This window comes from Lysobacter sp. A378, from assembly GCF_054052125.1.
The window spans coordinates 1-5,575 of sequence record NZ_JBSVRK010000006.1; the positions used below are offsets into that span (position 1 = coordinate 1).

At 54.5% G+C, this 5,575-nt stretch carries 2 tRNA genes and 3 rRNA genes; all 5 read right to left on the reverse strand.

Annotated elements, in window-relative coordinates:
* Positions 1–61: 61 nt before the first annotated feature.
* A 5S ribosomal RNA gene (gene rrf, locus ACW7G1_RS14630) occupies positions 62–176 on the reverse strand.
* Between the two features lie 116 nt (positions 177–292).
* Positions 293–3,173, reverse strand: a 23S ribosomal RNA gene (locus ACW7G1_RS14635).
* A gap of 233 nt (positions 3,174–3,406) precedes the next feature.
* Positions 3,407–3,483: transfer RNA gene (locus tag ACW7G1_RS14640), tRNA-Ile, on the reverse strand.
* Positions 3,484–3,499: 16 nt separating this feature from the next.
* Positions 3,500–3,575, reverse strand: a tRNA-Ala gene (locus ACW7G1_RS14645).
* Positions 3,576–3,643: 68 nt separating this feature from the next.
* Positions 3,644–5,188, reverse strand: a 16S ribosomal RNA gene (locus tag ACW7G1_RS14650).
* The 16S, 23S and 5S rRNA genes sit together here with 2 tRNA genes alongside, the layout of an rRNA operon.
* Positions 5,189–5,575 lie beyond the last annotated feature (387 nt).

Sequence of the window (5,575 nt, forward strand, 5' to 3'; positions counted from 1 at the left end):
AATGGATTCTCGCCCAAAGAAGAAGGCCGGCCCCTTGTGGGGACCGGCCTTCGGTGTAAATGCTCAGCAATGACCTACTCTTGCATGGCTTAGGCCACACTACCATCGGCGCGTGTGCGTTTCACTTCCGAGTTCGGGATGGGATCGGGTGGTGCCACACAGCTATTATCACTGAGCAAACTGGTCGGAGTCGCGCCTGCGGCGCGGGCTCTCAATAGGGTGGGACGTAGCGAGTCTGGTTTGGCTGGAATGTCGTCGACGCGTCGTCGAGTCCAAGGCCACTTGAGGTTATATGGTCAAGCCACACGGATCATTAGTACAGGTTAGCTCAATACATTGCTGTACTTACACACCCTGCCTATCAACCACCTGGTCTTGATGGTTCCTTTAGGGGAGTCAAGCTCCCGGGAGATCTCATCTTGAGGCGCGCTTCCCGCTTAGATGCTTTCAGCGGTTATCGCTTCCGAACATAGCTACCCGGCAATGCCACTGGCGTGACAACCGGAACACCAGAGGTTCGTCCACTCCGGTCCTCTCGTACTAGGAGCAGCCCCTCTCAAATCTCCAACGCCCATGGCAGATAGGGACCGAACTGTCTCACGACGTTCTGAACCCAGCTCGCGTACCACTTTAAATGGCGAACAGCCATACCCTTGGGACCGACTACAGCCCCAGGATGTGATGAGCCGACATCGAGGTGCCAAACACCGCCGTCGATATGAACTCTTGGGCGGTATCAGCCTGTTATCCCCGGAGTACCTTTTATCCGTTGAGCGATGGCCCTTCCATACAGAACCACCGGATCACTAAGACCTACTTTCGTACCTGCTTGATCCGTCGATCTCGCAGTCAAGCACGCTTATGCCTTTGCACACAGTGCGCGATGTCCGACCGCGCTGAGCGTACCTTCGTGCTCCTCCGTTACACTTTGGGAGGAGACCGCCCCAGTCAAACTACCCACCATACACGGTCCCCGATCCGGATAACGGACCTGGGTTAGAACGTCAAGCACGACAGGGTGGTATTTCAAGGTTGGCTCCACCTCAGCTAGCGCCAGGGTTTCATAGCCTCCCACCTATCCTACACAGACGAACTCAACGTTCAGTGTAAAGCTATAGTAAAGGTTCACGGGGTCTTTCCGTCTTGCCACGGGAACGCTGCATCTTCACAGCGATTTCAATTTCACTGAGTCTCGGGTGGAGACAGCGCCGCCATCGTTACGCCATTCGTGCAGGTCGGAACTTACCCGACAAGGAATTTCGCTACCTTAGGACCGTTATAGTTACGGCCGCCGTTTACTGGGGCTTCGATCAAGAGCTTCGCCTTGCGGCTGACCCCATCAATTAACCTTCCAGCACCGGGCAGGCGTCACACCCTATACGTCCACTTTCGTGTTTGCAGAGTGCTGTGTTTTTGATAAACAGTCGCAGCGGCCTGGTTACTGCGACCCCCGACAGCTATAGCTCGCATGAGCCACCATCAGGGGTGCACCTTCTCCCGAAGTTACGGTGCCATGTTGCCTAGTTCCTTCACCCGAGTTCTCTCAAGCGCCTGAGAATTCTCATCCTGCCCACCTGTGTCGGTTTACGGTACGGTCTGCGTAAGCTGAAGCTTAGGAGCTTTTCCTGGAAGCGTGGTATCGGTAACTTCACCCTAATGGGCTCGTCTCGCTGCTCGGCGTTAATGACCCCCCGGATTTGCCTAAGGGATCCACCTACCTGCTTTCCCCGGGACAACCAACGCCCGGTATACCTAACCTTCTCCGTCCCTCCATCGCACTTACGCGAGGTGCAGGAATATTAACCTGCTTCCCATCGACTACGCATTTCTGCCTCGCCTTAGGGGCCGACTCACCCTGCGTTGATTAACATTGCGCAAGGAAACCTTGGGCTTTCGGCGTGCGGGTTTTTCACCCGCATTATCGTTACTCATGTCAGCATTCGCACTTCCGATACCTCCAGCAGACTTCTCAATCCACCTTCATCGGCTTACGGAACGCTCCTCTACCGCGCATACAAAGTATGCACCCCAAGCTTCGGTTCAATGCTTAGCCCCGTTAAATCTTCCGCGCAGACCGACTCGACCAGTGAGCTATTACGCTTTCTTTAAAGGATGGCTGCTTCTAAGCCAACCTCCTGGCTGTCTGTGCCTTTCCACATCGTTTTCCACTCAGCACTGATTTGGGACCTTAGCTGTGGGTCTGGGTTGTTTCCCTTTTCACGACGGACGTTAGCACCCGCCGTGTGTCTCCCGGATAGTACGTACTGGTATTCGGAGTTTGCCATGGTTTGGTAATTCGCAATGAACCCCTAGCCATAACAGTGCTCTACCCCCAGTAGTATTCGTCCGAGGCGCTACCTAAATAGCTTTCGAGGAGAACCAGCTATCTCCGGGTTCGATTAGCTTTTCACTCCTAATCACACCTCATCCCCTACCTTTGCAACGGGAGTGGGTTCGGGCCTCCAGTACCTGTTACGGTACCTTCACCCTGGGCATGACTAGATCACCCGGTTTCGGGTCTACAGCCCGCGACTATGCGCCCTATTCAGACTCGGTTTCCCTTCGCCTCCCCTATACGGTTAAGCTTGCCACGAACTGTAAGTCGCTGACCCATTATACAAAAGGTACGCAGTCACTCCACGAAGGAGCTCCTACTGCTTGTACGCACACGGTTTCAGGGTCTATTTCACTCCCTTCACCAGGGTTCTTTTCGCCTTTCCCTCACGGTACTGGTTCACTATCGGTCGGTCAGTAGTATTTAGCCTTGGAGGATGGTCCCCCCATGTTCAGACAGGGTTTCTCGTGCCCCGCCCTACTCGTTTTCATTGAAAGAGCCTTTTCGCATACCGGGCTGTCACCGTCTATGGCCAACCTTCCCAGGTTGTTTTGCTAAAACTCAATCAACTTAAGGGCTGTTCCCCGTTCGCTCGTCACTACTCAGGGAATCTCGGTTGATTTCTTTTCCTCCGGTTACTTAGATATTTCAGTTCACCGGGTTCGCCTTGCATGACTATGTATTCATCATGCAATACTCCTTGCGGAGTGGGTTTCCCCATTCGGACATCGCGGGATCAATGCTTATTGCCAGCTCCCCCACGCTTTTCGCAGGCTGTCACGTCCTTCATCGCCTCTGACCGCCAAGGCATCCACCGTGTGCGCTTATTCACTTGACCATATAACCCCAAGTCGCCTCAGGATCATACGTTGCGTGAACACAACGTCTCACTTCAAATATTAGGGACTCGTAGTCCCCGCCTTAGCCTCTACGACACGTCATGGACATTCCGTCTCAAAACGCTCGCTACGTCCCAGTTTTCAAAGAACGCAACCCGGCCTCAACGCCTGGTCGCTTCAAATCTATGTGTGTGTGCGCAGATTCATTCAGAATTTCGTCGACAGCTTTGGTTGGTGGGTCTGGGAGGACTCGAACCACCGGCCTCACCCTTATCAGGGGTGCGCTCTAACCACCTGAGCTACAGACCCATGTCTCGATGCCAAGTGGTGGAGCTTGTCGGGATCGAACCGACGACCCCCTGCTTGCAAAGCAGGTGCTCTCCCAGCTGAGCTAAAGCCCCGTGCTGAAACTCTGAATGCAGGTCACTTGTGCGGACGCCTGACTGGCAATCGGCTGTCTTTATGTCTCTAAGGAGGTGATCCAGCCGCACCTTCCGATACGGCTACCTTGTTACGACTTCACCCCAGTCATGAATCACTCCGTGGTAACCGTCCCCCCGAAGGTTAGACTAGCTACTTCTGGAGCAACCCACTCCCATGGTGTGACGGGCGGTGTGTACAAGGCCCGGGAACGTATTCACCGCAGCAATTCTGATCTGCGATTACTAGCGATTCCGACTTCACGCAGTCGAGTTGCAGACTGCGATCCGGACTGAGATGGGGTTTCTGGGATTGGCTAGCTCTCGCGAGTTTGCAGCCCTCTGTCCCCACCATTGTAGTACGTGTGTAGCCCTGGCCGTAAGGGCCATGATGACTTGACGTCATCCCCACCTTCCTCCGGTTTGTCACCGGCAGTCTCCTTAGAGTTCCCACCATTACGTGCTGGCAACTAAGGACAAGGGTTGCGCTCGTTGCGGGACTTAACCCAACATCTCACGACACGAGCTGACGACAGCCATGCAGCACCTGTGTTCGAGTTCCCGAAGGCACCAAGCTATCTCTAGCGAGTTCTCGACATGTCAAGGCCAGGTAAGGTTCTTCGCGTTGCATCGAATTAAACCACATACTCCACCGCTTGTGCGGGCCCCCGTCAATTCCTTTGAGTTTCAGTCTTGCGACCGTACTTCCCAGGCGGCGAACTTAACGCGTTAGCTTCGATACTGAGGACCTAAGTGTCCCCAACATCCAGTTCGCATCGTTTAGGGCGTGGACTACCAGGGTATCTAATCCTGTTTGCTCCCCACGCTTTCGTGCCTCAGTGTCAGTGTTGGTCCAGGTAGCCGCCTTCGCCACGGATGTTCCTCCCGATATCTACGCATTTCACTGCTACACCGGGAATTCCGCTACCCTCTCCCACACTCTAGACTGCCAGTATCCAATGCCATTCCCAGGTTGAGCCCAGGGCTTTCACATCAGACTTAACAAACCACCTACGCACGCTTTACGCCCAGTAATTCCGAGTAACGCTTGCACCCTTCGTATTACCGCGGCTGCTGGCACGAAGTTAGCCGGTGCTTATTCTTACGGTACCGTCATGACAACCGGGTATTAACCGATTGCTTTTCTTCCCGTACAAAAGTGCTTTACAACCCGAAGGCCTTCTTCACACACGCGGCATGGCTGGATCAGGCTTGCGCCCATTGTCCAATATTCCCCACTGCTGCCTCCCGTAGGAGTCTGGGCCGTGTCTCAGTCCCAGTGTGGCTGATCATCCTCTCAGACCAGCTACGGATCGTCGCCTTGGTGGGCCATTACCCCTCCAACTAGCTAATCCGACGTCGGCTCATCTTTCTGCGCGAAGCCCGAAGGTCCTCCGCTTTCACCCGTAGGTCGTATGCGGTATTAGCGTAAGTTTCCCTACGTTATCCCCCACAAAAAGGCAGATTCCGACGTATTCCTCACCCGTCCGCCACTCGCCACCCACAGAGCAAGCTCTGCTGTGCTGCCGTTCGACTTGCATGTGTTAGGCCTGCCGCCAGCGTTCACTCTGAGCCAGGATCAAACTCTTCACTTAAGTATTGCGACGCAGCCCGAAGGCCTTGTCTATGCTTTGAGTGCAGTGTCTATCCAGACCCAAATAACTCGATTACTCACATCTTGCGATGCTTGTTCTTGATTCATTTGGACTGTGTCGAACATCTGCTAATGGACAACTATCCACCCGCCAGACGCCCGCACAAGTCACCTGCGCACACTGTCAAAGATCATCGGAACCGGCCTCAGCGCCGCGTTCCTGGCCCGCCACCGAAGTGGTCGAGCGAGCCGCACATCTTACAGCGGATCCGGAGAACGTCAACACCTTGTTCGCCTGATTTTTTCCCGCTGCCCCGACCCGGTGTTGCTGCGTCGAGCCGACCATCTTAACCGGTTTTCAGGGCACGTCAACACCTCGTGAACCCCG